General features: G+C 70.6%; 25 protein-coding genes. 2 read left to right on the top strand and 23 right to left on the bottom strand.

Annotation, left to right across the window (positions count from 1 at the left end):
* Positions 1–78: 78 nt before the first annotated feature.
* The 17 genes from whiG to proS all read right to left on the bottom strand — a co-directional run bounded on the left by whiG (position 79) and on the right by proS (position 14,376).
* Positions 79–921, bottom strand: coding sequence for an RNA polymerase sigma factor WhiG (gene whiG, locus AQI70_RS34820; RefSeq protein WP_003997555.1), 843 nt, complete (start codon positions 919–921; stop codon positions 79–81).
* A gap of 293 nt (positions 922–1,214) precedes the next feature.
* Entirely contained in the window at positions 1,215–2,375 is a 1,161-nt protein-coding gene (gene dprA, locus AQI70_RS34815; RefSeq protein ID WP_062156434.1) for a DNA-processing protein DprA, read from the bottom strand.
* On the bottom strand, positions 2,372–3,997 hold the full coding sequence (locus AQI70_RS34810; protein WP_062156433.1) for a YifB family Mg chelatase-like AAA ATPase: 1,626 nt from the start codon (positions 3,995–3,997) through the stop codon (positions 2,372–2,374). The genes dprA and AQI70_RS34810 overlap by 4 nt, the downstream gene beginning before the upstream one ends.
* On the bottom strand, positions 3,998–4,381 hold the full coding sequence (locus AQI70_RS34805) for a YraN family protein (RefSeq protein ID WP_062156432.1): 384 nt from the start codon (positions 4,379–4,381) through the stop codon (positions 3,998–4,000). It abuts the gene before it with no gap.
* Between the two features lie 107 nt (positions 4,382–4,488).
* Complete coding sequence (locus AQI70_RS34800) at positions 4,489–4,797, bottom strand: DUF2469 domain-containing protein (protein ID WP_003965949.1); 309 nt, start codon at positions 4,795–4,797, stop codon at positions 4,489–4,491.
* Between the two features lie 56 nt (positions 4,798–4,853).
* Entirely contained in the window at positions 4,854–5,369 is a 516-nt protein-coding gene (locus tag AQI70_RS34795; protein WP_062156468.1) for an NUDIX hydrolase, read from the bottom strand.
* 40 nt (positions 5,370–5,409) lie between these two features.
* A complete protein-coding gene (gene lepB, locus AQI70_RS34790; protein WP_062156431.1) occupies positions 5,410–6,186 on the bottom strand; it encodes a signal peptidase I in 777 nt (258 codons plus the stop codon).
* Between the two features lie 162 nt (positions 6,187–6,348).
* Positions 6,349–7,320 carry a signal peptidase I gene (lepB, locus tag AQI70_RS34785; protein ID WP_062156430.1) on the bottom strand — a complete coding sequence of 324 codons (972 nt, stop codon included), beginning with the start codon at positions 7,318–7,320 and terminating at the stop codon, positions 6,349–6,351.
* Positions 7,208–8,299 (bottom strand): signal peptidase I, encoded by a 1,092-nt coding sequence (gene lepB, locus AQI70_RS34780; protein WP_062156467.1) that lies wholly within the window; start codon positions 8,297–8,299, stop codon positions 7,208–7,210. Before lepB (AQI70_RS34780) ends, lepB (AQI70_RS34785) begins: the two co-directional genes overlap by 113 nt.
* Positions 8,292–9,008 (bottom strand): signal peptidase I, encoded by a 717-nt coding sequence (gene lepB, locus AQI70_RS34775; RefSeq protein ID WP_062156429.1) that lies wholly within the window; start codon positions 9,006–9,008, stop codon positions 8,292–8,294. Before lepB (AQI70_RS34775) ends, lepB (AQI70_RS34780) begins: the two co-directional genes overlap by 8 nt.
* A 60-nt stretch (positions 9,009–9,068) precedes the next feature.
* Complete coding sequence (gene rplS, locus AQI70_RS34770; protein ID WP_037886451.1) at positions 9,069–9,419, bottom strand: 50S ribosomal protein L19; 351 nt, start codon at positions 9,417–9,419, stop codon at positions 9,069–9,071.
* A 134-nt stretch (positions 9,420–9,553) separates the two neighbouring features.
* The gene (gene trmD / locus AQI70_RS34765; protein WP_062156428.1) at positions 9,554–10,387 is read right to left on the bottom strand and encodes a tRNA (guanosine(37)-N1)-methyltransferase TrmD; all 834 of its coding nucleotides are present in this window, start codon (positions 10,385–10,387) and stop codon (positions 9,554–9,556) included.
* Positions 10,384–10,983, bottom strand: coding sequence for a ribosome maturation factor RimM (rimM, locus tag AQI70_RS34760; protein ID WP_062156427.1), 600 nt, complete (start codon positions 10,981–10,983; stop codon positions 10,384–10,386). The genes trmD and rimM overlap by 4 nt, the downstream gene beginning before the upstream one ends.
* Positions 10,984–11,090: 107 nt before the next feature.
* Positions 11,091–11,330, bottom strand: a complete 240-nt coding sequence (locus tag AQI70_RS34755) for an RNA-binding protein (RefSeq protein WP_003973401.1) — start codon at positions 11,328–11,330, stop codon at positions 11,091–11,093.
* Positions 11,331–11,332: 2 nt separating this feature from the next.
* Complete coding sequence (rpsP, locus tag AQI70_RS34750; protein ID WP_003997567.1) at positions 11,333–11,752, bottom strand: 30S ribosomal protein S16; 420 nt, start codon at positions 11,750–11,752, stop codon at positions 11,333–11,335.
* A gap of 351 nt (positions 11,753–12,103) precedes the next feature.
* The gene (locus tag AQI70_RS34745; protein WP_003997568.1) at positions 12,104–12,700 is read right to left on the bottom strand and encodes a hypothetical protein; all 597 of its coding nucleotides are present in this window, start codon (positions 12,698–12,700) and stop codon (positions 12,104–12,106) included.
* Between the two features lie 260 nt (positions 12,701–12,960).
* Entirely contained in the window at positions 12,961–14,376 is a 1,416-nt protein-coding gene (proS, locus tag AQI70_RS34740; protein ID WP_062156426.1) for a proline--tRNA ligase, read from the bottom strand.
* 200 nt (positions 14,377–14,576) lie between these two features.
* Between proS and AQI70_RS34735 the strand changes: the two genes are divergently transcribed.
* Positions 14,577–15,461: a class I SAM-dependent methyltransferase gene (locus AQI70_RS34735; RefSeq protein WP_079051604.1), complete on the top strand. Its 885-nt coding sequence runs from the start codon at positions 14,577–14,579 to the stop codon at positions 15,459–15,461.
* Between the two features lie 121 nt (positions 15,462–15,582).
* On the opposite strand, the gene ftsH is transcribed toward AQI70_RS34735, so the two are convergent.
* The 6 genes from ftsH to nsdA all read right to left on the bottom strand — a co-directional run bounded on the left by ftsH (position 15,583) and on the right by nsdA (position 25,339).
* Entirely contained in the window at positions 15,583–17,520 is a 1,938-nt protein-coding gene (ftsH, locus tag AQI70_RS34730) for an ATP-dependent zinc metalloprotease FtsH (protein ID WP_079051603.1), read from the bottom strand.
* 155 nt (positions 17,521–17,675) lie between these two features.
* The gene (gene ffh, locus AQI70_RS34725; RefSeq protein ID WP_062156424.1) at positions 17,676–19,229 is read right to left on the bottom strand and encodes a signal recognition particle protein; all 1,554 of its coding nucleotides are present in this window, start codon (positions 19,227–19,229) and stop codon (positions 17,676–17,678) included.
* An 84-nt stretch (positions 19,230–19,313) separates the two neighbouring features.
* A complete protein-coding gene (locus AQI70_RS34720; protein ID WP_062156423.1) occupies positions 19,314–21,761 on the bottom strand; it encodes a [protein-PII] uridylyltransferase in 2,448 nt (815 codons plus the stop codon).
* 57 nt (positions 21,762–21,818) lie between these two features.
* Positions 21,819–22,157, bottom strand: a complete 339-nt coding sequence (locus AQI70_RS34715) for a P-II family nitrogen regulator (RefSeq protein ID WP_003997576.1) — start codon at positions 22,155–22,157, stop codon at positions 21,819–21,821.
* Positions 22,154–23,506, bottom strand: a complete 1,353-nt coding sequence (locus AQI70_RS34710) for an ammonium transporter (protein WP_062156422.1) — start codon at positions 23,504–23,506, stop codon at positions 22,154–22,156. The genes AQI70_RS34715 and AQI70_RS34710 overlap by 4 nt, the downstream gene beginning before the upstream one ends.
* Before the next feature lie 339 nt (positions 23,507–23,845).
* Entirely contained in the window at positions 23,846–25,339 is a 1,494-nt protein-coding gene (gene nsdA, locus AQI70_RS34705; protein WP_062156421.1) for a transcriptional repressor NsdA, read from the bottom strand.
* Between the two features lie 458 nt (positions 25,340–25,797).
* On the opposite strand from nsdA, the gene AQI70_RS34700 reads away from it, so the two are divergent.
* Positions 25,798–26,454 (top strand): bifunctional DNA primase/polymerase, encoded by a 657-nt coding sequence (locus AQI70_RS34700; protein WP_062156420.1) that lies wholly within the window; start codon positions 25,798–25,800, stop codon positions 26,452–26,454.
* Positions 26,455–26,539: the final 85 nt, after the last annotated feature.

Raw genomic sequence — 26,539 nt, 5'->3', positions numbered from 1 at the left:
CTTGGCACGCCAACCACTTTACGGACGCGCCACCGCGGGCGGGAGTCTCTCCGCGGACCCCACACCCGTCCGGCCAGGTCAACGACCGAAGCCGGCCAGCTTCGCCCGCAGCTGCAGCACGGACTTGGTGTGGATCTGGCTGACCCGGCTCTCGGTCACCCCCAGCACATTGCCGATCTCCGCCAGCGTGAGCCCTTCGTAGTAGTACAGCGTCACCACGGTCTTCTCCCGCTCGGGCAACGTGTTGATCGCCCGTGCCAGAAACCGCCGCAGCTCCCGGTCCTCGGCCACCTCCACGGGATTGTCCGCGGCGGTGTCCTCCAGCGTGTCCATGACGCTCAGCCCGTCGCCGCCTTCGCCGCCGACGTGCAGCAACTCCTCCAGCGCCACCACGTTCGCCAGCGACAACTGGCTGAAGACCGCATGGAGTTCATCCACCGCGATCCCCATCTCGACGGCCACCTCCGCCTCCGTCGGGGTGCGCCGCAGCCGCGCCTCCAGCGTCGCGTACGCCCGCTCCACGTTCCGCGCCTTCTGCCGCACCGACCGTGGAATCCAGTCCAGCGCCCTGAGCTCGTCGATCATCGCGCCCCGGATCCGCGTGATCGCGTACGTCTCGAACTTGATCTCCCGATCGATGTCGAACTTCTCGATCGCGTCGATCAGCCCGAACACGCCCGAGGACACGAAGTCCGCCTGCTCCACATTGGGCGGCAGCCCGACGCTCACCCGGCCCGCCACGTACTTCACCAGCGGTGAGTAGTGCAGGATCAGCTGCTCGCGCAGCCGCTCGTCCCCCGTCGCCTTGTACGACCGCCACAGCTCGTCGAGCGTCGAGGGAGCGGGCGGCCGCACGCTGCCACCGTCACGGGCGGCTGGGGGGATCGCCGCCCTGTCGGACCCGGAGGTGTGCTGGGGCATTCGTCGCCTTGTGCCGTTCTGCCGTGAAGTGGGGGTGCCTGGGGGAGCTGTCGGTCTGATGTCGTTCTGATGCTGTTGCGGGGTCGAGGTGCCGGTCTGAGCCGGAATCCACGTGAGCGTAGCGTGACTGAAGAGTCGCGGTGCGCGAAGGACGGAGCGCAAGCCGTACGCAGATACGTTCCGCTGGACGCCCCGCCGGGTCACAGCGGTCGCTCTACGTGATCACCCGAACACCCCAACTGGGGGAATTCACAAGGGTGTCCGTGTTCCCCCGTACGGCCGAATACGCTCGGTCAACCGCCACTCCGACCGGCGCGGACGGAGATCATCGCCTGGCGTGTCAACTTCCATCCATCGCCGTGTCGTTCGACGTAACCAAGTGAGCGGAGTTCGTACAGTCTCGCGATCGCGTCGTCCTGAGTGGTCTGCGCACCGCGTGCGACCTCGTCCGCCCCGGCCGCGCGACGACCGGGCAGCGCGGCCAGCACTCTGCGTGCCCCGGGCTCCAGCAGATCACGCGGCAGCACGGGCCCGCGCCGCTCGGGTGCCAGCTCTCCCATGTCGCCCACGAGTTCGACGACCTCCGCCGCATCGGTGACCAGCACGGCATCCCCGCGCAGCAGTTCGTGCACGCCCGCGGAGAGCCCACTGGTGGCCGGGCCGGGGACGCCCATGGTGTGCCGGCCCAACCGCTGTGCGGCCCGAGCGGTGACCAGTGAGCCGCTGCGATGGGCGGCCTCCACCACGACCGTGCCCCGCGTCAGCGCCGCGATGACCCGGTTGCGCACGATGAACCTGCTGGGTGTCGGATGGTCGCCCGGCGGCAGTTCCCCGATGACGAGCCCCTGCTCCGCGATCCTGTTGATCAACTGGGTGTGCCCGCGCGGATAGGGCCGGTCCACCCCGCAGGCGAGCACGGCGACGGTGGCCCCGCCGGCCCCCAGGGCGCCCCGGTGAGCGGCCCCGTCCACCCCGTAGGCGCCGCCGGACACGACCACCCACCCCCGCTCGGCGAGCCCGGCGGCCAGCGTGGCCGCCATATGGGCGCCGTACTCGGTGCAGGCCCGTGCCCCGACCACGGCCACGGACCGCAAGGCCCACATCCGCAGACCGGCCCGCCCCCGCACCCACAGACCCAGCGGTCGGGCATCCCCGAGATCATCGAGCTGCCCGGGCCACTCGACGTCCCCCGGACACAGAAACCGCACCCCCGCGTCCCGGGCCACGGCGAGATCCCGCCCGGGCTCGGCCCGCATTCCGCGAGCCCGCAGCCCGTCCCACCGCTTGTGACTCACCCCGGGCAAGGGCTCCACGCCCTCCCGCAACCGACGGACCACTTCCCCCACCCCGTACTCCCGCACCCACCGTCCGGCGACCTCGTCACCGGGCTCGATGACCCGGCTGAGAAAGACCCGGCCGAGCCGCTCGTCGTCCGGCACCTCACTCGCGTTCATGTCAGTGCCCCGATGGCCATGGGCACGCCCCGGGGCACACCGGTGCGCAGTTGCAGGGCCAGGGCGACATCCGTCGCGTCGGGCCGGTCGTGACCGACGAGGTCGGCGACGGTCCAGGCGACGCGCAGCACACGGTCGAGTCCGCGGGCGGTCAGTACGCCGCGTTCCAGGTTGCGTTCCGCCTCGTCCATGGCGCCGATCGCGGCGTACCAACGGCTGCGCAGCTCACGTCCGGGGACCTCGCTGTTGGTGCGCCACGGCGTTCCGGCGAGCCGGGCCGACGCCCGCTCCCTGGCCTCGCGCACCCGGTCGGCGACCGTGGCGGTGGACTCGCCCCGCGCCCCGCGCTCGGTCAGCTGGGAGCGTGTCACACGGTCCACCTCGACCCGGAGGTCGACCCGGTCGAGCAGCGGCCCGGACAGCCGGGCCTGATAGCGGCGGATCGCCGAGGGTGGGCACTCGCACCCGTCGTCCGTCCGGGAGAAGCGGCCGCAGGGGCAGGGGTTGGCCGCCAGCACCATCAGGAACTTCGCCGGGAAGCGCACGACGCCCGCGCTGCGCGCGATCACCACATGCCCGGCTTCCAGAGGCTGCCGCAAGGCGTCCAGGGCCTGGCCCCTGAACTCCGGCGTCTCGTCCAGGAAGAGGACACCGCGGTGGGAGAGTGACACCGCGCCGGGTCGCGCGATGCCGGGGCCCCCGCCGACGAGTGCCTGCATCGTCGCCGAGTGATGCGGGGCGCAGTAGGGGGCCACGTCGATCAGGGGCTTGCCCGGAGGCAGCAACCCCGCCACCGAGTGCACCGCCGTGACCTCCAGCGACTCCCCCCTGCTGAGCCGGGGCAGGATGGCCGGCAGCCGCTCCGCGAGCATCGTCTTGCCGGCGCCGGGCGGTCCCTCCAGGAAGAGGTGATGCCCGCCGGCCGCGGCGACCTCCACGGCCGTGCGCGCCGAGATCTGGCCGACCACATCGGCGAGGTCGTGCCCGTGGTCGGGCTGGACGGCGCCCAAGCTGTGCATGCCCGTGGCCGCGCCGGTGCCCGGCATGCGCAGGCCTGCGAGCAGGGGATCCGGTCGGCCCTGCTCGTCGGGTTCCTCCTCGGGTACGGGTTCGTCCGCGAGGACGGCGATCAGCTGGCGCAGGCTGCGCACGCCCAGGACGGACACACCGGGCACCAGCGAGGCCTCGGCAGCGGCGCACTCGGGGACGACCACCTGTTCATAGCCGGCGTCGGCTGCGGCCAGCACGGCGGGAAGAATGCCCCGGACGGGACGCACCCGTCCGTCCAGACCCAGCTCGCCGATCATCACGATGTCGGCGAGAACCCGCGGATCGATCCGCTCGGCGGCACCGAGGACGGCACACGCGACCGCCAGGTCGAAGCCGCTGCCCGCCTTGGGCACCGATGCCGGGCTGAGCCCGACCGTGAGCTTCTTCTGCGGCCACTGAGCGCCTGAGTTCACAACGGCCGCCCGCACCCGGTCGCGGCTCTCCGTCAGACTCTTGTCCGGCAACCCCACCAACGTGAACGCCGCCACCCCCGGTTCAAGGTCCGCCTGGACCTCGACCACGACGCCCTCCACGCCGACCAGCGCCACCGCGCACGTACGAGCGAATCCCATTCAGGCCACCCCCCGCGCGTGCTCGACGACGGGCGCGCCGCGTTCCGGCAGGAGGACGCCGACCAGGTCGATGCGGACGCCTCCCGGCGGTGCTCCTCCGTGGGCGTGGAGCCAGCTCTCCGCCAGGCCCCGCAGGCGGGCCGCCTTGTCCGGGGTCACGGCTGCCATCGGGTGCTCGAAGGCACCCCTCCTGCGGGTCTTGACCTCGCAGACGACCAGGACGGCCCCGTCCCGCGCCACAATGTCGATCTCACCCGACCTGCCGCAGCGCCAGTTGCGCTCAAGGACCGTCATACCGGCCTCGACCAGCCGCCGCGCGGCGAGTGTCTCGCCGTACCTGCCCAGTGCGCTGCGGGCGTTTCCCCTGCTTGTGCTCGTGCTCATCTCGGCACCACCTCCGGCGCCAACGATGAGGGCAGCTCAGCGAGCTATTGGATCTTGGTGGACAAGTCCGCGACTGTGGACAACTTCCTCACCCCCGCGAGTGAACGTCACCCGCCCGGCAGCTCCAGATCGCTCTTGTTGAGCTCCTCGATGTTCACGTCCTTGAACGTGAGCACGCGGACCTGCTTCACGAACCGCGCCGGCCGGTACATGTCCCACACCCAGGCGTCCGCCATGGACACCTCGAAGAACACCTCACCCTGGACCGAGTGCACCTGCATCTCGTAGTCATTGGTCAGGTAGAAGCGCCGTTCAGTCTCGATCACATACTTGAACAGACCGACGACATCGCGGTACTCCCGATAGAGCTTGAGCTCCATCTCGGTCTCGTACTTCTCGAGGTCCTCGGCGCTCATGGCATGTTCCCCTTCAGCCGTGCGATCCCACCATTGTGCGCCAGTCCCGTCCGCACCTAGACAATTTCGGGGTCAAGGGTCACGGGCCCGGCGGGGGGACCTTCGTCGAGCAGCCTCCGCAGCAGCTCGGCGAGTCTCGTCGGATACACCGTCTCATGTGCCCGGGCAAGTTCCCGACACGTCCACCAGCGCGCTCCGGCGACGCTGCGCCGCTCCAGCTCGGTGAGGGCCACCGCCCGGGTCGCCGTCTGCGTCGTACGGGCCAGGTAGTACCACTCGTCCTGGTCCCAGCGCCGCCCCGCGAACGGGAAGGAGCACATCCGCCGCCACAGCACGGGGCCGAGTTCGACCTCCGTGATGCCGGTCTCCTCGGCGAGTTCCCGCAGTGCGGCCGCCTCGCGCGTCTCGTCGCCTTCGACGCCGCCGCCGGGCGTGAACCACCAGTCGTCGGCCGGATCCTCCGGCTCGTGCCCGTGCAGCAGCAGAATGCGGTCGTCCGGGTCGAGCAGCACCACGCGCGCGACCTTCCGCAGCCCACCGTCGTAGGAGTCGCCGTACGGGCTCTCCCCCACCTCTGTCCCGTCCTGGGGTCCGTTCGCCACGCCCGCCGCCTCAGCGGGCACCCGCGGGCTCCGTCCGCGAGCCGGAGCGGCCGCCGAGCCGCTTGGCGACCGGGCCGTACGCCCCGCCGCCCAGGACCAGCACGGCGCCCATCACGACGAGCGCGACGATCGTCCGCAGCGGTCCCGGCGATGACAGGCCGCCGAGTTCCTCGAAGCCCGTCGGGCGCTTGAGCATGCCGTCCATGGGCCATACGACGGCGTCCACCCGGGCCGTCACGGCGCTGCGCGCCACGGTGCCGCTCGCGGCGTCCGTCAGATGGGCCGTGGAGTCGAGCGAGCCGCTCCGCTCGTCGCCGAGCAGGAAGAGCCTGCCCTGTGGCACCTTCACCGTCGGGAAGTCCTGGATCTCGGCCAGGCCGCCGTCGGCCAGATACGGTTCGTCGATCTGCTTGCCGTTGACGGTGAGCTTGCCCTCCGTGCAGCAGGCGACGGTGTCCCCGCCGACGGCGACCACGCGCTTGACGACGGGCGCGCCGGTCACCCAGGTCTTGTCGGTGAAGACGACGACGTCACCGCGGCGTACCTCACCGCCGTCGACGCGCTGGGCCAGCACCCGGTCACCCGCGTCGATCGTCGGCGCCATCGAACTGGTGGGCACGGTGTACGGCCGGTAGACCACCGCTCCCCAGGCGAACCCGCCCAGGAACAGCACCAGGCCCAGCGCCATGGCCAGCCCGGACAACCGCTGTCCGGTCCGGCCGCCCGCCGGGCCCCTGCTCGCGCCGCCGTCACGCGGCGCCGTACGTGTCGTGCTCTCGCCACCCATGGATCCGCACCCTACCCGGCGGTACCGACACCGGGCAGCCCCTCCTGAGCGCCCGAGGTCACAGGCTCGGCAAAGCTTCCCCAAGCTTCCCCAAGCTTTCCCGGCGCGGGTGCGGACGCTGCGGCGAGCGCCTCCCCACACCCGGGAAGGCGCGTCAGGCGGTCAGCGGTCCCGGGCCGCCTTGATCCGCTGCCGGCGCCACAGCACCAGCGGCACCGCGCCGGCCAGGGCGAGCCCCTGCGGGGCGGCCGTCAGAGCGGCGGACCGGGCGTCCAGGTTCTGCTCGAAGGTGCCCGGCACCGGCAGGTTGTCCCAGCGGTTGATCGGCCAGGCGATCACGATGGCGCGGCCGACGACCTTGTCGACGGGGACCATGCCGTGGTTCTTGTCGGACTGGTTGTAACGCGAGTCGCGGGAGTTCTGCCGGTGGTCGCCCATGACCCAGATGTAGCCCTCGGGGACCTTCACCTTGAACTGGCCGCCCGTGTCGTCCTGGCTGCACGGGGTGTTGCCCGGGTAGACGTAGGAAGCCTCGTTCAGCGCCTTGCCGTTGACCTTGAGCGGGCCGGTGCCTTCGCACTCGACCGTGTCGCCGCCCACACCGATGACGCGCTTGATGAGGTCCTTCTCCTCGGCCGACGGCATCAGGCCGATCCAGCTGAGGAAGGTCTGCAGTGCGTTGGGGTCGGGAGTGGGCTCGCCCGCCAGCCAGTTGTCGGGGTCGTGGAAGACGACGACCTCGCCGCGCTCGGGCTCGGAGCCGAACCAGGGGGTGAGCTTGTCGACCAGGACGCGGTCACCCTGCTGGAGGGTGTTCTGCATCGAGTCGGAGGGAATCGAGAACGCCTGCACCAGGAACGTCTTGATCAGCAGCGCGAGGACGAGCGCGATGCCGATCAGGATCGGCAGCTCCTTCCAGAAGGAGCGCTGCTTCTTCGGCTGGGGGGAAGCACCGCCCGACCCCTGGCCGTCGGTCGGGGGCTGCCCACCCGACCCCTCGCCGTCGCCGGCCGCTCCTGGGTCATTCCCTGAGGTCACGGCGCCGTCCGCGGCCGGGTCGGCTGCTTCCACGGGGCGTCCGCGGTGCTCCTCGCCGTCGTGCCCGGATCGTGCGCCAACCGCCACATCCCCCACGCCAACTCCTTACTCTGTGCCGCTGCCTGCCCCATGCGCGGCGCAGGCCCACCACTCCCATAACGAGCGGGAGTTCCGCAGGGCTCGGGAGCTGGATCGTTCCGTTCGAATCGTCGGAAGCAACCCTATGCGACAGCTGGGGAGCCGCGGTCGACCCGGCCGCCGAGTCGGACACGGAAGCGTAGGTTTTCGGTTCCTCCAGGGAACTCCAGTGACCCAGCGGCCAGGCGATGACCATGGCCCGCCCGACCACCTCGTCCTCGGAGACCGTACCGCCGTAGTCCTGGTTCTGGTGGGCGCGGGAGTCCGCGGAGTCGGCCCGGTGGTCGCCCATCACCCACAGCCGTCCCTGCGGAACGGTGATGTCGAACTCCGTGGTGGAGGGGGCGTTGCCGGGATACAGATAGTCCTCGTTCAGCGGAATGCCGTTGACGGTCACCCGTCCCTGCGTGTCGCAGCACTTGACGCGGTCGCCGCCGACGCCGACGACCCGCTTGATGAGGTCCTTCTCGTCGTCGGACGGCAGCAGGCCGATGAAGGTGAGCGCCCCCTTGACCTGCTTGACGACGACCGGGTCCTCCTTCGGGACGGTCGTCTGCTCGCCCCTGAGCCAGCCGCCGGGGTCCTTGAAGACGACGACGTCCCCGCGCTGCGGCTTGGAGCCGAACCAGGGGGTGAGCTTGTCGACCAGGACGCGGTCGCCGACCTGGATCGTCTGCTCCATGGAGCCGGACGGGATCACGAAGGCCTGGACGAGGAAGGTCTTCAGGACGAGCGCTATGAGGACGGCGACGCCGACGAGGAGGGGTATCTCCTTGATCGCGGAGCGCCTGCGGCGTCGTTTGACCTTGCGCTGGAGCTTGCGCCGCTCGGCGCGCGTCCGACCGCCGGAGGGGCCGGCGGCGCGCCGGGAGCCGGTGGGCAGCAGATTGTCGGCCGGGCTGCTGGGCACGCCGCGGGGCTTGCCACGGTTACCCATGGGCACCTGCCGCTGCGGGCACGCGCGCGTAGGCGTCGGGACGGTGGAGACGCGTCCAGTGGGCGGTCGGCCATACGATCCAGTCGGCGCGGCCGATGACGTCGTCGACCGGGATCATGCCGCCGCCGGGCGAGCCCAGATGGTCGCGGGAGTCGCTGGAGGCGCTGCGGTGGTCGCCGAGGACGAACAGGGTGCCGTCGGGCACGACGACGTCGAAGGGCACCGTGGACGGGCTGTCGCCGGCGTACAGGAACGTCGACTCGTCGACCGACCGGCCGTTCACCTGGATCCTCCCCTCCTTGTCACAGCAGACCACGTGGTCTCCCCCCACACCCACAACGCGCTTGATGTAGTCCGCATCCCCGAAATACCCGGTTCCGTCGAACACGACAACATCGCCGCGCTGCGGCTCGGCACCGAAACGGTACGCCAACTTATTTACGAGAACGCGGTCCCCGACCCTCAATCCGGATTCCATGGACCCGCTGGGAATCTGGAACGGCCGCAGCACGAACGTGTTGAGCAGCAGCACGAAGACCAGCAGGAACAGCAAGGTCAGGCTGATCCGCCCGCCGGGAAGCCGCTCGGCGATCCACGGCACCAATGCGAAACGCGACCGTCCCTCCTGACCCTCTGTGTCCGAGATCTCCTCGGAGTCGGAAGGGCGGGAGGAGCGGTCGCGCTCCGTCGGCTGTGCTTCGGTGTCCATCGAGGCCAGATGTTATCCGGCCCCGCTTTGAACCCCGTGGGGGCGAGCCCCCGGAAGCGCTCAGTTCTCGCGCTTCTCCTTGATCTTCGCCGCCTTGCCGCGCAGCTCGCGCAGGTAGTACAGCTTGGCGCGGCGGACGTCACCCTTGGTGACGAGCTCGATCTTCTCGACGATCGGGGTGTGCACCGGGAAGGTGCGCTCGACGCCGACGGAGAAGGAGACCTTGCGGACCGTGAAGGTCTCGCGGACACCGGCGCCCTGGCGGCGGATCACCACGCCCTTGAACTGCTGCACACGGGAGCGGTTGCCCTCGATGACGCGGACGTGGACGTTGACGGTGTCACCCGGGCGGAAGGCCGGGATGTCGCTGCGCAGCGACGCGGAGTCGACGGAGTCGAGCAGGTGAGACATTTCGTCTGCTTTCTTCGCTGATGCCACAGGTCATCAACGGGAACTAGAGGTTCTGGATGAGCGTCGTACGCGTCGGGACGGGCGTCGTGTCCCCCTGTGGCAGGGGCGCACGCCGGACAGCGCACAACAGCGTTCTATTCTTCCACGCCGTGGGTCCTGCGCCAAAATCGGCCGTACGGCTCCCCCGCCGGGTCGGGCGACCAGCCGAGGATGGAGAGCATCTCACGGTCCTTCTTGTCGAAGACCTTGGGGTCGCAGCGCTCTATGAGGTCGGGCCGGTTGGCCGTCGTACGCCTCAGCGCCTCGTCGCGGCGCCAGCGGGCGATCTTGCCGTGGTGACCGCTGAGCAGCACGTCCGGGATGCCGCGGCCCCGCCACTCGGGCGGCTTGGTGTAGACGGGGCCTTCCAGGAGGTTGGCCATGGCGCCGGGTGCGAAGGAGTCGTCCCGGTGCGATTCGGCGTTCCCCAGGACGCCGGGCAGCAGGCGTGCCACGGCCTCCGTGATGACCAGTACGGCCGCCTCGCCGCCGGCGAGGACGTAGTCGCCGATGGACACCTCGTGGACGGGCATGCGGGTGGCGTACTCGTCGATGACGCGGCGGTCGATGCCCTCGTAGCGGGCCGGCGTGAAGATCAGCCAGGGGCGCTCGGAGAGCTCGACGGCGAGTTCCTGGGTGAAGGGGCGGCCGCTGGGGGTGGGGACGATGAGGGAGGGCGCGCGGGAGCCCGTCTCGTAGCCGTCCGCCAGGACCGAGTCCAGCGCGTCGCCCCAGGGCTCGGTCTTCATGACCATGCCGGGTCCGCCGCCGTACGGCGTGTCGTCGACGGTGTTGTGGCGGTCGTACGTCCAGTCCCGCAGGTCGTGCACCTGCACGTTCAGCTGTCCACGCGCGCGTGCCTTGCCGACGAGGGAGACGTTCAGGGGCTCCAGGTAGTCGGGGAAGATCGTGACGACGTCGAGCCTCATGCGCTGTCGTCCTCAGTGGCGCTGTGGTCCTCGGATGCGCTGTCGTCCTCAGCAGCGCTGTCGTCCCGGGAAGAGGCGATCTCGGCCTGGTCGTCGATCAGACCCGGCGGCGGCGTGATGACCGCCTTCTGCTCCTCCAGGTCGATCTCGGTAACGATCTCCTCGACGAAGGGGATCATCACCTCGCTCCCGTCGGGCCGCTCGACGATGAAGAGGTCCTGGGAGGGCAGGTGCGAGATCTCGGTGATCCGGCCGACCTCCACGCCGTCAGCGGTGACCACGTCCAGGTCGATCAGCTGGTGGTCGTAGTACTCGTCCTCCTCCTCGGGCAGCTGGTCCGGGTCGACCTCCGCGATCAGGAGGGTGTTGCGCAGGGCCTCGGCCGCGGTGCGGTCCGTGACCCCTTCGAAGCGCAGCAGCAGCCGGCTGCTGTGCACCCTGCCGGTCGCGATGGTGAGCGGGCCTGCCGAGGGGGGATCCGTGAGGAGCACCGCGCCGGGCGCGAGCCGCAGTTCCGGCTCGTCGGTGCGGACCTCCACGGTGACCTCGCCCTTGATGCCGTGGGCGCGGCCGATCCGTGCGACTACGAGCTGCACTTTTCGAAGATCTCCTGTCGTGTGCCTACGGCACTGCTTCGTGGACGACTACGGGCCGGGGACGGCCCAGTGGCCCTCCCCGGCCCGAGCCGGTGCTGCGTTCGGCGTCAGCGGACGTGGTCGACGTCGACGAGGTCGACGCGGACACCACGGCCGCCGATGGCGCCCACGACGGTGCGCAGAGCGCGTGCGGTGCGGCCGTTGCGGCCGATCACCTTGCCGAGGTCGTCGGGGTGGACCCGGACCTCGAGCACGCGTCCGCGGCGCAGGTTGCGCGAGGCGACCTGCACATCGTCAGGGTTGTCGACGATGCCCTTCACGAGGTGCTCGAGAGCCTCCTCGAGCATGCTCAGGCCTCGGCCGACGCGGACTCGGCGGCAGCCTCGTCCTTCTTCTCCGCCTTCTTCTTCTGGGTGATCGCCTCACCCTTGCCCTCGTCGTCGCCGCCAAGGGCCTCGAACGACGGGCGCGCCTTCTTCGGCTCGGCGACGAGCAGCGGAGCCGGGGCGGGCTCGCCCTTGAACTTCTGCCAGTCGCCGGTCTTCTTCAGGATGGCGAGCACGGGCTCGGTCGGCTGCGCGCCGACACCCAGCCAGTACGCCACGCGCTCGGCGTCCACCTCGATGACCGACGGGTTGTAGGTCGGGTGGTACTTGCCGATCTCCTCGATCGCACGGCCGTCACGACGGGTACGCGAGTCGGCGACGACGATGCGGTAGTGAGGCGAACGGATCTTGCCGAGACGCTTGAGCTTGATCTTGACTGCCACGGGAGTGGGTTCTCCTGGAATTGACGTGGTTGGGCACGGCGAGATGGCCGCGTGGGGTTGCGGTACCCGAGTGCCCGATGGACGCGTCAGCCGGAGGAGAGAGGGGTCCTGTGCGGCTGTCGAGTACAGCTAGCCATTGTGCCACACCCTGCGCGGTCGCTTTACGCCGAGGGGGCCGTGAGGGTGCCCGGGCATGACTGAGGGGCACCCGGCGTTCCGGGTGCCGTGAGGGTCGGTCGCGCGACCCCGCACTGCGGGGTGCCGCTGTACGACTGGGCAACGGCACCCCCGGCGTCGACAACCCCGCAGAACCGGCAGCCACGAGATGCCGGTGCTCTACAGGGCACGCCGTCACGCCGCTCCCACGACCTCCGGGATCCGGAACGGCTTGCCGCAGCCGCCGCACACGATCGGCGCCTGTGCCAGCACCGACGGAACGACGCGTACGTTGCGGCCGCAGTCGCAGACCGCCTTGACGCGGACGCCGCCGCCGGAGGAGCCGTGGCGCGCGGCCGGGCCCCGGAAGGTCCTGCTGGTGTCGGCGGAGGTCGCTGCGGTGTGGGCCTTCAGGGCGCGCTGGAGGCGTTCGATGGTGGGGCGGTAGCGGCGCTTGGCCTCGGGGTTGAGGGTGACCAGGGAGAAGCCGCTGCTGGGGTGTGGTTCCTCCGGGTGGTCCAGGCCCAGCTCCTCGGCGATCGCGAGGAATCTGCGGTTGTGGTAGCGGCCGGCCCGGGAGGTGTCGCGGACGCCGCGTGCGGCGGCGATGCCATGGACTGCCTCATGAAGCAGTCGCTCGAAGGAGAGCTCGTGACCGCACGCGGACGACGACTCCCCGATCAGGGACTCTGGCGCGGCGAGATCCGGCAGCTCGGGGTGGTACCGCTGAATGTCGGCCCACGCCTGTGCCAGCTCTGCGGCGAGAACAGGTGGTGTCTGTGTCGTGCTCACGTAATGACAACGAGCCGGAGTGCCGCTGTGTTCCGATTCCGGGGCATCCCAAATAATTTGCACGTACCCGTCAGTTGCGAATGATGCGCCCGGACGAGGGCGGGTGCGCTGATCTGCGGAGAAGCCTCACAGCTCGTAACAAGCTGGTGCGTAGTCTGACGTACGCGCCGGCGTGTAGACCCTGTCCACACGCCGGTGCGGCTGTGGTCCGCAGATGCGCAAGAGGCGTTTCGGCCGCTCTCGTCGCACCAGGCGCTATCTCAATAAGCGCGCGCCACGACCGCGACGTTACCGGGCGCGTCGTCGGCCTCCGGCACCGACCCGTCCGCGGCGACCAGACACCGTACGGTCACCGCCTGCTCGGCCAGCCTGGCCTCGCCTTCTTCGCCGAGCGTCGCCCAGGGGATGCGTGACCAGCCGCCGGCGGTGGCCGCCTCCGCGGCCTCCTCGATCGTCGACACGTCGGACGTGCGGGACTCACGGCGCTCGCGGGACTGCCGCAGCAGCAGGGCCTGGTCCTCTTCGAGGATCGCGGGGAGCTGCGCCACCAGGGCGTCCAGCGCCACCGGCTCCTTGCCGCCCGGGATCCGCCGCGCCAGCATCGCCGTGCCGTTCTCCAGGTCACGCGGCCCGACCTCGATCCGGACGGGCACGCCCTTGAGCTCCCAGTCGACCGCGCGGCGGCCGAAGGGGGTGTCGGTGCGGTCGTCGACGTGGACGCGGACGCCCGCCGCGCTCAGCCGGTCGCCGAGCTCGCGGACCTTGGCCAGAACCGGCTCGTCCCCCTTGATCGCCAGGACGACCGCCTGGATGGGCGCGAGCCGCGGCGGCACCCGCAGCCCGTTGTCGTCGCCGTGCGCCATGATCAGGCCGCCGACCATGCGGGTGGAGGTGCCCCAGGATGTCTGCCAGACGTGCTCCTGGTGGCCCTCCTTGGACAGGTACTGGGTGTTGAAGGCCTTGGCGAAGTTCTGGCCGAGCTCATGGCTGGTGCCCATCTGCAGGGCCTTGCCGTCGCCCATCATCCCTTCGAGGGTGAGGGTGTTGAGGGCGCCGGCGAAGCGCTCGCTCGCGGTCTTCCGGCCGAGCACCACGTCGATCCCCAGGACATTGACCATGAAGTCGGCGTACACCTCCTGGTGGATGTACGCGGCGTAGTCCCGGGCGTCCTCGTAGGTGGCGTGCGCGGTGTGGCCCTCCTGCCAGAGGAATTCCGTCGTACGGAGGAACACGCGCGGGCGCATCTCCCAACGCACCACGTTCGCCCACTGGTTGATCAGCAGCGGCAGGTCCCGGTAGCTCTGCACCCACTTGGAGAAGTAGTCGTTGATGATCGTCTCGGAGGTGGGCCGGACGACGACGGGCTCCTCCAGCTCCTTGCCGCCGCCGTGCGTGACGACGGCCAGCTCGGGGGCGAAGCCCTCGACGTGCTCGGCCTCCTTCGTCAGATACGACTGCGGGATGAACAGCGGGAAGTAGGCGTTGGAGGCGCCCGCTCGCTTGATGCGGGCGTCCATCTCCTGCTGCATCCGCTCCCACAGCCCGTAGCCGTACGGTCGGATGACCATGGTGCCGCGCACCGGACCGTTGTCGGCCAGCTCCGCCTTGTTGATCAGATCCTGGTACCAGCGGGGGAAGTCGTCCGCCTGAGGCGTGAGAACGGGTGCCTTTGCCATGGCCGTGATGGTACGGGCCGAGGTTGCCGGAATGTGAAATCTCGCCACCGGGGCGGGGAATCCACCAGCCGGTCCTCACAACCCCCTGGACGCCGCAGCGAGGCCGGAGTTTCCTGGCATACGGGGGGAGTGCGAGCGCACGTCACGGGGGCTACGGAATCGGTCACAGCGGCAACTCTCGTCGGATTGGGGCGCTTTAGATGACACCTACGCTCGTGCGGCAGCACCTACCTCATGCGGGCGCGACACCCCGTGTGGACCTGTGTGCACGCGCGCGTGACTGGTCCGAGATCCAGGAGCGGATGCTGGTTCCGCTCTACGAGGCCGTCTACGAGCGACTGGAAGTGGGCCCGGGCACCCGGCTGCTGGGGCTCGGCTGCGGCAGCGGGCTCGCCCTCTTGATGGCGGCGTCCAGAGGCGCGGCCGTCACCGGCGTCGAGTCCTGCCCCGAACGAATGGCCCTGGCACGGCAGCGGTTACTGCCCGAGGCGTGGGACACACGCGCGCGTGCGGACGCCCGGCTCGTCGGCAGCTCGCCACCGGAGGCGACCGGCGCACAGGCGACCGGTGCGCAGACGCCCGGCGCACAGACGCCCGCGTACACCCTGGTGACCTCTTTCGAGCCGATCGGGTGTCTCGCGGGCGACTCGGAGGGGCTCGGGGAGGCGCTCGGGGCCGCCACACCACTGGCCGAGCGAGGGGCGCCCGTGGTGCTCGTCGGCTGGGGTCCGCCGGAGCGCTGCACCACGTCGTCCGTGCTGCGGGTCGCCACCAAGTTGGCCGATCCCCTGCGCGGCACGGGCAGTTGGCGTCCCGCCCTGCGCGACGACCTGGAGGAGGTCGCCCAGCGCGCCGGCCTGAGGCCCGACGGCTCCGGGCGGGTGGCGTGCCCCTTCGGGTACGCGGACGTCGACAGTGCCGTTCGGGGGCTGCTGTCGACGGGGTTGTTCGACGCGGCGATCGCGGCGACCGATCGGGCGCAGGTGGACAAGGAGGTGACGGAGGCGCTGCATCCGCATCTGCGGCGGGACGGGACGGTGTGGATGCCGAACGTGTTCCGGTACCTGATCGCGCGCGTGCCCTGAGCAGACGTGCCCGGAGCGGACGTACCCAGAGCGGACGTACCCAGAGCAGACGTGCCCTGAGCAGACGTGGCCCGGGCGGACGTGCCTTCCCGGACGGAGGCACCCCGGACGTGCCGCTCCGTCAGGCGTCCGCGTCCTTCGTCAGCCGCGTGATCCCGGCGATCCGGTACGCGTCCGCCTCCTCCAGCGTCTCGTTCTCCAGCAGCGCCTGGGCGAGCGCGTCCAGCCGGCCGCGGTGGTCGCGGAGTTTGCGGCAGGCCTCCTCGTAGCACTCGTCGACGATCCGGCGCATCTCGGCGTCGATCACGTCGAGGGTTCGCGGGGCGGCCGAGAGCCCGTACGCCTGCTGGGCGTCGCTCGGCAGGGCGGAGAGCCGGCCGACGCGCTCGCTCATGCCCCAGCGGGCCACCATCCCGCGCGCGATGGCGGTGACCTGTTCCAGGTCGTTCTCGGCGCCCGTGGTGACGACCCCGTACACCACCTCCTCCGCCGCCATACCGCCCAGGGCGCCGATGATGCGGCCGCGCAGGTACCCCTCCGAGTGGGCGTACCGCTCCACCTCGGGCGTCGACATCGTCACCCCGAGCGCCCGGCCGCGCGGCACGATGGTGATCTTGCGTACGGGGTCGGCGCCCGGCTGCAGCATGCCGAGCAGGGCGTGCCCGCTCTCGTGGTAGGCGGTGCGCCGCCGGTCCTCCTCGGGCATCACCAGGGTGCGCTCGGCGCCCAGCTGCACCTTCTCCAGGGCTTCCGACAGGTTCGAGGCGGTCACCTGTGTCTGCCCCCGCTTGACCGCGAGCAGGGCGGCCTCGTTGGCGAGGTTGGCCAGGTCCGCACCGGTCATGCCCGGGGTCGTGCGGGCCAGCCGGGTCAGGTCCACGTCCTCGGCGAGCGGGATCTCACGGGTATGGATCCGCAGGATCGCCTCGCGTCCGCCGCGGTCCGGCGGGGAGACGTTGACCACCCGGTCGAAGCGGCCGGGCCGGGTCAGCGCCGGGTCCAGGATGTCGGCGCGGTTCGTCGCCGCGATGACGATCACGCCCTCCGAGCCGGAGAAGCCGTCCATCTCGGTGAGGATCTGGTTCAGTGTCTGCTCGCGCTCGTCGTGACCGCTCACCGACGCGCCGCCGCCGCGCAGCCGCCCGATGGTGTCGATCTCGTCGATGAAGATGATCGACGGCGCCACCTTGCGGGCCTCGGCGAACAGCTCCCGGACCCGGGAGGCGCCTACGCCGACGATCATCTCGATGAACTCGGACGCGGAGGCGGAGAAGAACGGCACTCCCGCCTCGCCCGCCACCGCGCGCGCCAGCAGCGTCTTGCCGGTGCCGGGTGACCCGGCGAGCAGCACACCGCGCGGCATCTTCGCGCCCATCCTGCGATAGGCGTCGGGGTGCTCCAGGAAGTCGACGACGTCGTCCAGCTCGCCCTTGACCTCGTCGATGCCGGCCACGTCGGCGAACGTCGTACGGTGCTTGCCCGGCAGCAGCTCGACCGGCTTGGGCGGGGCCTTGCGCCCGAACATGCCGCCCGCGCCGCCCCGGCCCGCGCCGAACCGCCGGACGATGAAGATCCACACCGCGACGATGATCACGATCGGCGCCAGGGAGATCAGCAGGTTGGCCAGGAGCCCGCGCTCCTTCACGACCGGCTGCGCGGTCACCGTGACGCCGTGGCTGCTCAGGTTCTGCCAGAGGTCGTCATCCGCGAAGGCCGGGCGCTGTGTCTTGAACCTGGTGTACTCGCCGTCGCCCTCGGGGTCGTCCCGGGCGCTCTTGAGCTCGCCCTGGATCGCATCGCCCTTGGAGTAGATCTTGGAGACGTTGCCGGCGTCGACCTGCCTGCTGAACTCGGTGTAGGAGATCGTCGGTTCGTTGCCTTGGTCGAGGTAGGTCAGTCCCGCGTAGGCGAGCAGGAACACGACCACGGCGGTGAGCAGCAGGCCCCACCATCGGCCGCGTATTCGTCGGCCACCGGGCCGCCCGGGCGGCTCGTCCGGTGTGCCCTCGGTGCGCCACGGCTGGTCAGGGGCCTTGCGTGGTGGCGCGGCATTGCTCATATCTGGACGTTACGACACACAGCGGGCCTCGGCACATGCAAAAAGGGCCCCCTGAGGGTGGGCAAACGCCGCCAGGGGCCCCTCGTGGAGAACGGGGAGAACGCCGAGGGCGCCCCTCGTGAAGAGGGACGCCCTCGACGACATACGAGACGGACTCAGCCCATGAACTTCTTGAACTCGTCCGGCAGCTCGAAGTCCTGACCGGCCTGCTGGCCCGGCAGCCCGAAGGCGCCTCCGCTCTGAGCGGCGGCGGCCCGGCGGGCGGCCTCCTCCTGCTCCTGCTGCTTGCGCTTCATCGGGTTCCCGGAGCGCTGCTTGCCCTTGGCCTTCTTCGGCTGCTTCTTGCTGCGGCCGGGGCCGCCGCCCATGCCCGGGATTCCCGGCATGCCGGGCATGCCGCCGCCCTGGGCCATGCGGGACATCATCTTGCGGGCCTCGAAGAACCGCTCGACGAGGTTCTTGACCGCGCTGACCTCGACACCGGAACCGCGGGCGATACGGGCGCGCCGCGAGCCGTTGATGATCGTCGGGTCCTGGCGCTCACCCGGCGTCATCGACTTGATGATGGCGGCGGTGCGGTCGACGTCCCGCTCGTCGAGGTTGTTGATCTGGTCCTTGATCTGGCCCATGCCGGGCAGCATCCCGAGGAGCTTCGAGATGGAGCCCATCTTCCTGACCTGCTCCATCTGGGCCAGGAAGTCGTCCAGGGTGAAGTCCTGGCCCTTCTTGGACGCCAGCTTGGAGGCCATCTTCTCGGCCTCTTCCTGGCTGAACGTCTTCTCCGCCTGCTCGATCAGGGTGAGCAGGTCACCCATGTCGAGGATGCGGGAGGCCATCCGGTCCGGGTGGAAGGCATCGAAGTCGTCGAGCTTCTCGCCGTTCGACGCGAACATGATCGGCTTGCCGGTGATCTGCCGGATCGACAGGGCGGCACCACCGCGGGCGTCACCGTCGAGCTTGGAGAGCACCACGCCGTCGAAGCCGACGCCGTCGCGGAAGGCCTCCGCGGTGTTGACGGCGTCCTGACCGATCATCGCGTCGACGACGAACAGGATCTCGTCCGGGGAGACCGCGTCCCGGATGTCCGCGGCCTGCTGCATCATCTCCTGGTCGATGCCCAGGCGGCCGGCGGTGTCCACGATCACGATGTCGTGGACCTTGGTCCGCGCGTGCTCGATGGAGTCCTTGGCGACCTTGACCGGGTCGCCGACGCCGTTGCCCGGCTCCGGCGCGTAGACCGCGACACCGGCGCGCTCGGCGACGACGCTGAGCTGGTTGACGGCGTTCGGGCGCTGGAGGTCGGCGGCGACCAGCAGCGGCGAGTGGCCCTGCTCCTTCAGCCAGCGGCCGAGCTTGCCCGCGAGGGTGGTCTTACCGGCACCCTGCAGACCCGCCAGCATGATCACGGTCGGCGGCGTCTTGGCGAACCGCAGCCGGCGGGTCTCGCCGCCGAGGATCGTGACGAGCTCGTCGTTGACGATCTTCAGGACCTGCTGGGCCGGGTTCAGCGCCTTGGAGACCTCGGCACCGAGGGCGCGCTCCTTGACGTTCTTGATGAACGTCCGGACGACGGGCAGCGCCACGTCCGCTTCGAGGAGTGCGATGCGGATCTCGCGCGCTGTGGCGTCGATGTCCGCCTCGGAGAGCCGTCCCTTGCCGCGCAGGTTCTTGAAAGTCGCTGAGAGGCGATCGGAGAGAGTATCGAACACGGCGCTCGCGGTCCTCGGGGTCGGTGGCAGCTGGGAATCGCCCTCCAGGGTATCCCGGCGCGACAAGTTGCCGGGATCCCCGGTTCAGCCGCGCAGTGTCTCTTCCAGCTTCCGCACCACGGAGGCCGCCTCCTCGCTGGGCAGCGGCGCCCCCTCGGGGCCGGTGACGTAGAAGGCGTCGACGGCGTTGGCGCCGAGCGTGGACACATGCGCGCTGCGGACGCGCACGCTCGCGTCCTCCAGCGCCCGGCCGATCCGGAACAGCAGCCCCGGCGCGTCCTGCGCCCGCACCTCGATCACCGTGGCCAGCCGGGAGGCGGCCGGGTGGACCGACACCCTCGGCGGCGGTGCCACCACGCCCCGGCGGCGCGGATACGCGGCGTCGCGCTCGGCGAGACGGCCGGCGATGTCCAGGGAGCCGTCCAGGGCCCGCACGAGGTCGGCGCGGAGCCGGGCGGCCTGCGGCAGGGAGCCGTACTCGGCGGCGACCCGCCAGTTCAGCAGCAGGACGGAGCCGTCGACGCCGTCGGGCAGGTCCAGGGCACTCAGTTCCGCGGTGCGGACGGTCAGGCGGTGCATCGCCAGGACGCCGGCCACCGCGGGCAGCACGCCGGGCTGGTCCGGTACGGCGATGAGGAGTTCCACGCCGAGCGGCTCCGGGTTCCCGGAGGGCTGTTCCTCCGCCGGCGGCTCGGTCTGCGCGCGCAGCGACAGCACGGGGCTGCCGGTCGCGACCGCCTCGATGGCGAGCCGTTCCTGCTCGGCGGTGGGCGCGGCGGCCTCGGGCTCGTCCAGGTCGTCCCCGGCGAGCACGGCCGCGACCCGTTTCACCAGGTCGGCGACGAGCGAGCCGCGCCAGGACGACCAAGCGGCCGGGCCGGTGGCCAGGGCGTCCGCCTCGGTCAGGGCGTGCAGCAGCTCCAGAGTGCCCTGGGAGCCGACCGCCTCGGCGACCGAGCGCACGGTGGCCGGGTCCTCCAGGTCGCGCCGGGTGGCCGTCTCGACGAGCAGCAGGTGATGGCGTACGAGGGCGGAGAGCACCGCCACGTCGTCGCGGTCGAAGCCGATGCGCGTGGCCACGTCCTTGGCGATGATCTCGCCGGCCACCGAGTGGTCGCCGGGCCAGCCCTTGCCGATGTCGTGCAGCAGCGCGGCGACCAGGAGCAGGTCGGGCCGGTGGACGCGGCGGGTGAACTCGGAGGCGCGGACGGCCGTCTCGATCAGATGCCGGTCGACGGTCCAGATGTGCACGGCGTTGCGCTGCGGACGGCAGCGCACCCGCTCCCAGTCGGGCAGGAGGCCGGTGATCAGGCCCTCGGCCTCCAGCGCCTCCCAGACGTCGACGGTGGGCCGCCCGGAGCCGAGCAGGGTCACCAGCTGCTCGCGCGCCTCGGCGGGCCAGGGTGTGGGCAGGGGGCGTACGGTCGCCGCCAGGCGCCGTACGGCGTGCAGGGAGAGCGGGAGTCCGGCCTGCGCGGCGGCGGCCGCGGCGCGCAGAGGCAGCACGGGGTCGCGCTCGGGTCGGGCGGCGCGGGCGAGCACCACCTCGCCGTCCTGCTCGACGACGCCCTCAGCGAGCGGGGACCTCTCCGCGGTGGGCTTGCCGCCCCCCAGCATGGCGCGCAGCCGCGGCCGCACAGCGCGCGATCGCAGCACGCGCCCCACTTCACGCCAAGTGACATCGCTGGCATACGAGATGACCCGCGCCGCCTCGTACACCTGCCGCAGCAGCGTGTCGGCGTCGAGCAGACCGAGCTCGGCGGCGACCTGGTCCTGTTCCTGGAGCGCGAGCCGGTCCGTGGCGCGCCCGGTGGTGAGGTGCAGCGCGTCGCGTACGTCGAGCAGCCGGCGCCGGGCGTCGGCGAGGCCCTCGCGCGGGGCGTCGGCCAGCCAGGAGGCGGCGACGGCGCGCAGGATAGTGGCGTCCCGCAGACCGCCGCGGGCTTCCTTCAGGTCGGGTTCCAGGAGGTACTGCAGCTCGCCCTGGCGCTCGGCGCGCTCGGCGGACAGCTCCTGGAGTTCGGGCAGGCGCTTGGGCGCCTGGTTGCGCCAGTCGGCCAGGACCGCCGTACGCAGTCCCGCCGTCAGGCCGAGGTCGCCCGCGATGTGCCGGGCGTCGAGGAGGCCCAGCTGGACCTTGAGGTCCTCACCGGCCGTCTTGCGGGCCTCGGCCGGCGTACGCACGGAGTGGTCGAGGGCGAGGCCGAGGTCCCAGACCGGGTACCAGATGCGGTCGGCCAGGGCGGCCACCGCGTCGGAGTCGCTGCCGTCGTGCAGCAGGAGCAGGTCCAGGTCGCTGCGCGGGGACAGCTCGCCGCGGCCGTACCCGCCGACGGCGACCAGCGACACCCCGCGCAGTCCGTTGACACCCGCGGCGAACAGGCCGGTCAGCCAGTCGTCCGTCAGTTCCGCGAGGGCGGCACGGCGCGGCGGCCCGGACCGCGTCTCCTCGGTGAGGAGGCGCAGCCGGGCCGCCGCGTAGCCGCTGGGTCCCGAGTCCTCTGCATCCTTACGAACGTCCGTACCCGTCACCCAGCGACTCCTGTCCTTCTTCTTCTCTCAGAACGCGTACGTCTCGGAGCGCGTTCCTCAGAGCGCGTCCGGGCCGCGCTCACCGGTCCGGACCCGTACGGCCGTCTCGACCGGGAGGGACCAGACCTTGCCGTCACCGATCTTGCCGGTGCGGGCGGCCTTGACGATGACGTCGATCAGCTGCTCGGCGTCGTCGTCCTCGGCCAGCACCTCGATGCGGATCTTCGGGACCAGGTCCACGGTGTACTCGGCACCGCGGTAGACCTCGGTGTGGCCCCGCTGACGACCGTAACCGCTCGCCTCGGTGACCGTCAGGCCGTGGACCCCGAAGGCCTGGAGGGCTTCCTTGATCTCGTCGAGCCGGTGGGGCTTGACGACTGCGGTGATGAGCTTCATGCGTCCACCTTCTTGCTTGCAGTGGCGGCGGTCGCGGCCGCGACGGCGGTCTTGGCGGCACCGCCACCGGCACCGCTGAAGTCGTATGCGGTCTCGGCGTGCTCCGCCTGGTCGATGCCGGCGACCTCCTCGTCCTCGGAGACCCGCATGCCGATGGTCTTGTCGAGGACGAAGGCGAGGATCGCGGAGACGATCAGGGAGTAGGCGAGGACACCGCCGACACCGGCGAGCTGCTTCCACAGCTGGTCGAAGCTGTGGTCGCCGTAGAAGACGCCCGTGGCCTCGGACTGGCCCTTGCCGCTGGCGAAGAAGCCGATCAGGATCGAGCCGACGACACCGCCGACCAGGTGGACACCGACGACGTCCAGCGAGTCGTCGTAGCCGAACTTGTACTTCAGACCGACGGCCATGGCGCACAGGACACCGGCGACGGCGCCGACGGCGATCGCGCCCATCGGGGTGACCGAACCACCGGCCGGGGTGATCGCGACCAGACCCGCGACCGCACCGGAGGCGGCGCCCAGCGTGGTGAACGCGCCGTGGCGGATCTTCTCGTAGACGAGCCAGGCCAGCATGGCGGCGGCGGTGGCGACCTGCGTGTTGACGAACATCAGCGAGCCGACGCCGTCGTCGTTGCCGAGCCAGGAACCGGCGTTGAAGCCGAACCAGCCGAACCACAGCAGACCGGCGCCGAGCATGACCAGCGGGAGGCTGTGCGGACGCATCGGGTCCTTCTTGAAGCCGACACGCTTGCCGATCACGAGGATCACACCGAGCGCCGCGGCACCGGCGTTGATGTGGACCGCCGTACCACCGGCGAAGTCGATCACACCCATGTCGAAGGCCCAACCGCCGTCACCCCAGACCCAGTGGGCGACCGGGAAGTACACGACCGTGGCCCACAGGGCGATGAACAGCGCCCATGCCGAGAACTTCACGCGGTCCGCGAGAGCGCCGCTGATCAGGGCGGGCGTGATGATCGCGAACATCAGCTGGAAGACGAAGAAGACCAGCAGCGGGATGTTGTACGTCGTGCCCGCCGAGCTCCACAGCTCGCCCTTGTCGACGTTGCTGAGGCCGATCCAGTCGGAGTTCCAGCCGATGAGGCTGCCGGAGTCCTTGCCGAAGGCGAGCGAGAAGCCGAACAGCACCCACAGGATGGTGACTATCCCCAAGCTGATGAAGCTCATCATCAGCATGTTCAGGGTGCTCTTGACGCGGACCATGCCTCCGTAGAAGAAGGCCAGGCCCGGGGTCATGAGCATCACCAGGGCGGAACAGATGAGCATGAAGCCTGTGTTGGCGGGCGACAGTTCTACTTCTGCCGCCATCGTGATGGCTGGTGCCATCGGCGTCTCCTCGTCATTGGGTACGGCCCCGTGCGGGCGAAGCCATGAGCGGATTGAGGGGTGGGCCGGTTATGCGCCACGAGATTGGCGCAGCGCCGTTTCGGTGGAAGCCCCTCGTTGTTTCGCGGCCGTGACGAAGGCGCCCTGCGTGTTACGCGTTGATGAACTCCGAGATGTTCGGCTGCACGATCGTTATCGTGGCGCAACCTTCATCGAAGGGAAGAGAACCGGCCGCGGGCGGCCTTCCGATGACCTGGCATGGGGGAGCCGAGTCGGGCAGTTCGGGAGGGCCGGCCGCGGCCGGGGTTCTGCGGTTTCTCCGGGATTTCCCCGTGCGGGTCAGACCGCCTCGGCGGTCTCCGGCAGCTCCACCGCGAGCTTGTCGGTGAGGTCCACGACCTCGGCGAGATCCCCGAAGTCGCGTACGGCTGTGTCGACCGTCTTTCGAATACGAGTGTTGACGCGTTCGGAGCGCACCTTCTTGGCGATCTGCATGGCCTGCTCGGCGTAGACCGCGCTCTGCTCGGGCTCGCGCCGCAGCAGATGGACCGTGGCCATGCCGATGAGGTTCAGGGCGTACGACCGCTGGTGCTCGCCGTCCTTCGCGAACAGGTCCACGGCCTGCCGCATCAGGGGCTCGGCCAGCGAGGCGTACGTCGGGCTGCGGCCGGCGACATAGGCGAGGTCGCGGTAGGAGTGGGAGTTCTCGCCGTACAGCTCGGCCTCGGAGAAGAAGCGGATCCAGTCGGGATCCGGCTCGTCCCACTCGTCGGCCTCGGCGAAGGTGTCCTCGGCCATCCGGACCGCCCGCTTGCACTTGCCGGGCTGGCCCATGTTGGCGTACGCGCGGGCCTCCATCGCATACAGCATCGACTGGGTGCGCGGGCTCGCGCAGTCCCGGCTGCCGTACTGCGCGAGGTGGATCAGCTCCAGGGCGTCGTCGGGCCGGCCGAGGTGGATCATCTGACGGCTCATGCTGGAGAGGATGTACGAGCCGAGCGGCCGGTCCCCCGCCTCCTTGGCGGCGTGCAGGGCGAGGACGAAGTACTTCTGCGCGGTGGGCTGGAGCCCGACGTCGTACGACATCCAGCCGGCCAGCTCGGCCAGCTCGGCGGCGACCTTGAACAGTTTCCTGGTGGTGGCCTCGGGCTGGGGCTCCTGGAGCAGGTCGGTCACCTCGTGCAGCTGGCCCACGACCGCCTTGCGGCGCAGGCCGCCGCCGCACTGGGCGTCCCACTGCCGGAACATCACGGTGGTCGACTCCAGCAGGTCCAGCTCGGGCTTGGACAGCCGGCCACGCGCGCGTGAGGACGGGACGGGCCGGGACTCCTGGTGCGGGGCGGGAGGCGCGGGGACCAGCCAGCGCTGCATCGGTTCGATGAGGGCCGGGCCCGCGGACAGGGCCAGCGAGCTCCCGAGGAAGCCGCGCCGCGCCAGCATCAGGTCGCTGCGCGAGAACTCGCTGAGCAGGGCCACCGTCTGCGGGGCCGTCCAGGGCAGGTCGACGCCGGACACGGAGGGTGACTGGCGGGCGGCGCGCAGGCCGAGGTCCTCGACGGAGACCACGCAGCCGAACCGCTCGGAGAACAGCTCGGACAGGATCCGCGGGATCGGCTCGCGCGGGTTCTCGCCGTCCAGCCAGCGGCGTACGCGGGAGGTATCGGTCGAGATGTGGTTGGCGCCCAACTGGCGGGCGCGGCGGTTCACTTGGCGGGCGAGCTCGCCCTTCGACCAGCCGCTGCGCACGAACCAGGACGTGAGCAGCTCGTTCGGGCGCTTGTCAGCGTGCGATGCGCCACCGGCGCTCGTACCGCTTCCGCTGTTGCCGCTCACTGGAACGCCCCCATCCCTTGGACCACTTGTCACCGAGTGCGCCAAGCCCTATCAGAATGCCGGTAAATACGGTCGCCCGTCCGGCGGTTCTCACCCTTCGAACGGAAAGCCGAGTTGCCTCCGGCATAACCACACGTGCATGTGCCCCAAGGGCCCGTGCACACACGGTAATCCTACGATCACGCCCACAGCCATGGCGAGCCCGGAAACGCCACCATTCGCCACCCCTTCGAATGAACTCGCGGACGCCTCTTCGCGATTCACTTGACATAGGACGGCCGGAAGCGGGCGGAGCGAAGCACTCAGGGGCGCGTGTCGCCGAGTCCACCACCCGGAGTGCTTCCGAGCGCCACGTTGACCGAGCGGGGCCAGGGGGTAACCGGCCGTCGAAGAACACACAGGGTCACGTTCCGCATCCGCGCCGTAACCACCGGCGCGCTGGACCCGTTGGAGGGGGCATGGGCTTCACGATCGGCGGCATCCGGGAGATCCGATCCGGCTCGCGTCGACGCGGCCGCTCCTCGGAGTGCACCGCCGTCGCCGAGTTCACCGGACTGTGGGGCTGGGACGTGGCGCCCGGCGCGCGGGCCGCGGCGGGCGCCTGCTCCTGCGGCCGCTCCGACTGCGCCGCCCCCGGCGCACACCCCCTCGACTTCGCGCCCGAGGTCCCGGCCGGCGCCACGCTGGACGAGGTGAGCAAGGCCTGGGCCGAGGTCCCGGGCGCCGCGGTGATGCTGCCCGTCGGGCGCGCGTTCGACGTGATCGAGGTGGCCGAACCCGCCGGACGCCGCGCGCTGACCCGGCTCGAACGCATGGGGCTCCCCCTCGGCCCGGTCACCGCCACCCCCGAGGGCCGCGCCCAGTTCTTCGTCGCCCCCGGTGCCGCCGCCGAACTCCCCGAGCTCCTCTACCGCATGGGCTGGGACGACCCGACCCACCTCGATCTGCGCGGCCTCGGCCCCGGTACCCACATCACGGCTCCGCCCTCCGACCGGGGCGGACTGGGACCGGTGCGCTGGCTGCGGCCGCCCGAGCTGGACACGGCGACGAAGCCGCCGGCGGCCCGGCTGCTGCTGGGGACGCTGGCTTACGTGGCGCATCGGTCGCGGGCGTAACACAGGGCGCGATCGTCACAGCCGTACACAGCGAAGCGCCCGTCTCCCGACTGCACCTCGGGAGGCGGGCGCTTCTCCAGCGGAC

The organism is Streptomyces curacoi (genome assembly GCF_001513975.1).
In the GTDB taxonomy this organism is placed as follows: Bacteria; Actinomycetota; Actinomycetes; order Streptomycetales; family Streptomycetaceae; genus Streptomyces; species Streptomyces curacoi.
The sequence above is the reverse complement of the archived record's forward strand: the minus strand, read 5'-3'. Positions and strand labels throughout refer to the sequence as shown.

Bases quoted from the DNA above. Each gene is read 5' to 3' on its own strand.
- whiG (WP_003997555.1), bottom strand. From the start codon at position 921: ATGCCCCAGCACACCTCCGGGTCCGACAGGGCGGCGATCCCCCCAGCC.
- dprA (WP_062156434.1), bottom strand. From the start codon at position 2,375: ATGAACGCGAGTGAGGTGCCGGACGACGAGCGGCTCGGCCGGGTCTTT.
- AQI70_RS34810 (WP_062156433.1), bottom strand. From the start codon at position 3,997: ATGGGATTCGCTCGTACGTGCGCGGTGGCGCTGGTCGGCGTGGAGGGC.
- AQI70_RS34805 (WP_062156432.1), bottom strand. From the start codon at position 4,381: ATGAGCACGAGCACAAGCAGGGGAAACGCCCGCAGCGCACTGGGCAGG.
- AQI70_RS34800 (WP_003965949.1), bottom strand. From the start codon at position 4,797: ATGAGCGCCGAGGACCTCGAGAAGTACGAGACCGAGATGGAGCTCAAG.
- lepB (WP_062156431.1), bottom strand. From the start codon at position 6,186: ATGGGTGGCGAGAGCACGACACGTACGGCGCCGCGTGACGGCGGCGCG.
- lepB (WP_062156467.1), bottom strand. From the start codon at position 8,299: ATGGGTAACCGTGGCAAGCCCCGCGGCGTGCCCAGCAGCCCGGCCGAC.
- lepB (WP_062156429.1), bottom strand. From the start codon at position 9,008: ATGGACACCGAAGCACAGCCGACGGAGCGCGACCGCTCCTCCCGCCCT.
- rplS (WP_037886451.1), bottom strand. From the start codon at position 9,419: ATGTCTCACCTGCTCGACTCCGTCGACTCCGCGTCGCTGCGCAGCGAC.
- trmD (WP_062156428.1), bottom strand. From the start codon at position 10,387: ATGAGGCTCGACGTCGTCACGATCTTCCCCGACTACCTGGAGCCCCTG.
- AQI70_RS34755 (WP_003973401.1), bottom strand. From the start codon at position 11,330: ATGCTCGAGGAGGCTCTCGAGCACCTCGTGAAGGGCATCGTCGACAAC.
- proS (WP_062156426.1), bottom strand. From the start codon at position 14,376: ATGGCAAAGGCACCCGTTCTCACGCCTCAGGCGGACGACTTCCCCCGC.
- AQI70_RS34735 (WP_079051604.1), top strand. From the start codon at position 14,577: ATGACACCTACGCTCGTGCGGCAGCACCTACCTCATGCGGGCGCGACA.
- ftsH (WP_079051603.1), bottom strand. From the start codon at position 17,520: ATGAGCAATGCCGCGCCACCACGCAAGGCCCCTGACCAGCCGTGGCGC.
- AQI70_RS34715 (WP_003997576.1), bottom strand. From the start codon at position 22,157: ATGAAGCTCATCACCGCAGTCGTCAAGCCCCACCGGCTCGACGAGATC.
- AQI70_RS34710 (WP_062156422.1), bottom strand. From the start codon at position 23,506: ATGGCACCAGCCATCACGATGGCGGCAGAAGTAGAACTGTCGCCCGCC.
- AQI70_RS34700 (WP_062156420.1), top strand. From the start codon at position 25,798: ATGGGCTTCACGATCGGCGGCATCCGGGAGATCCGATCCGGCTCGCGT.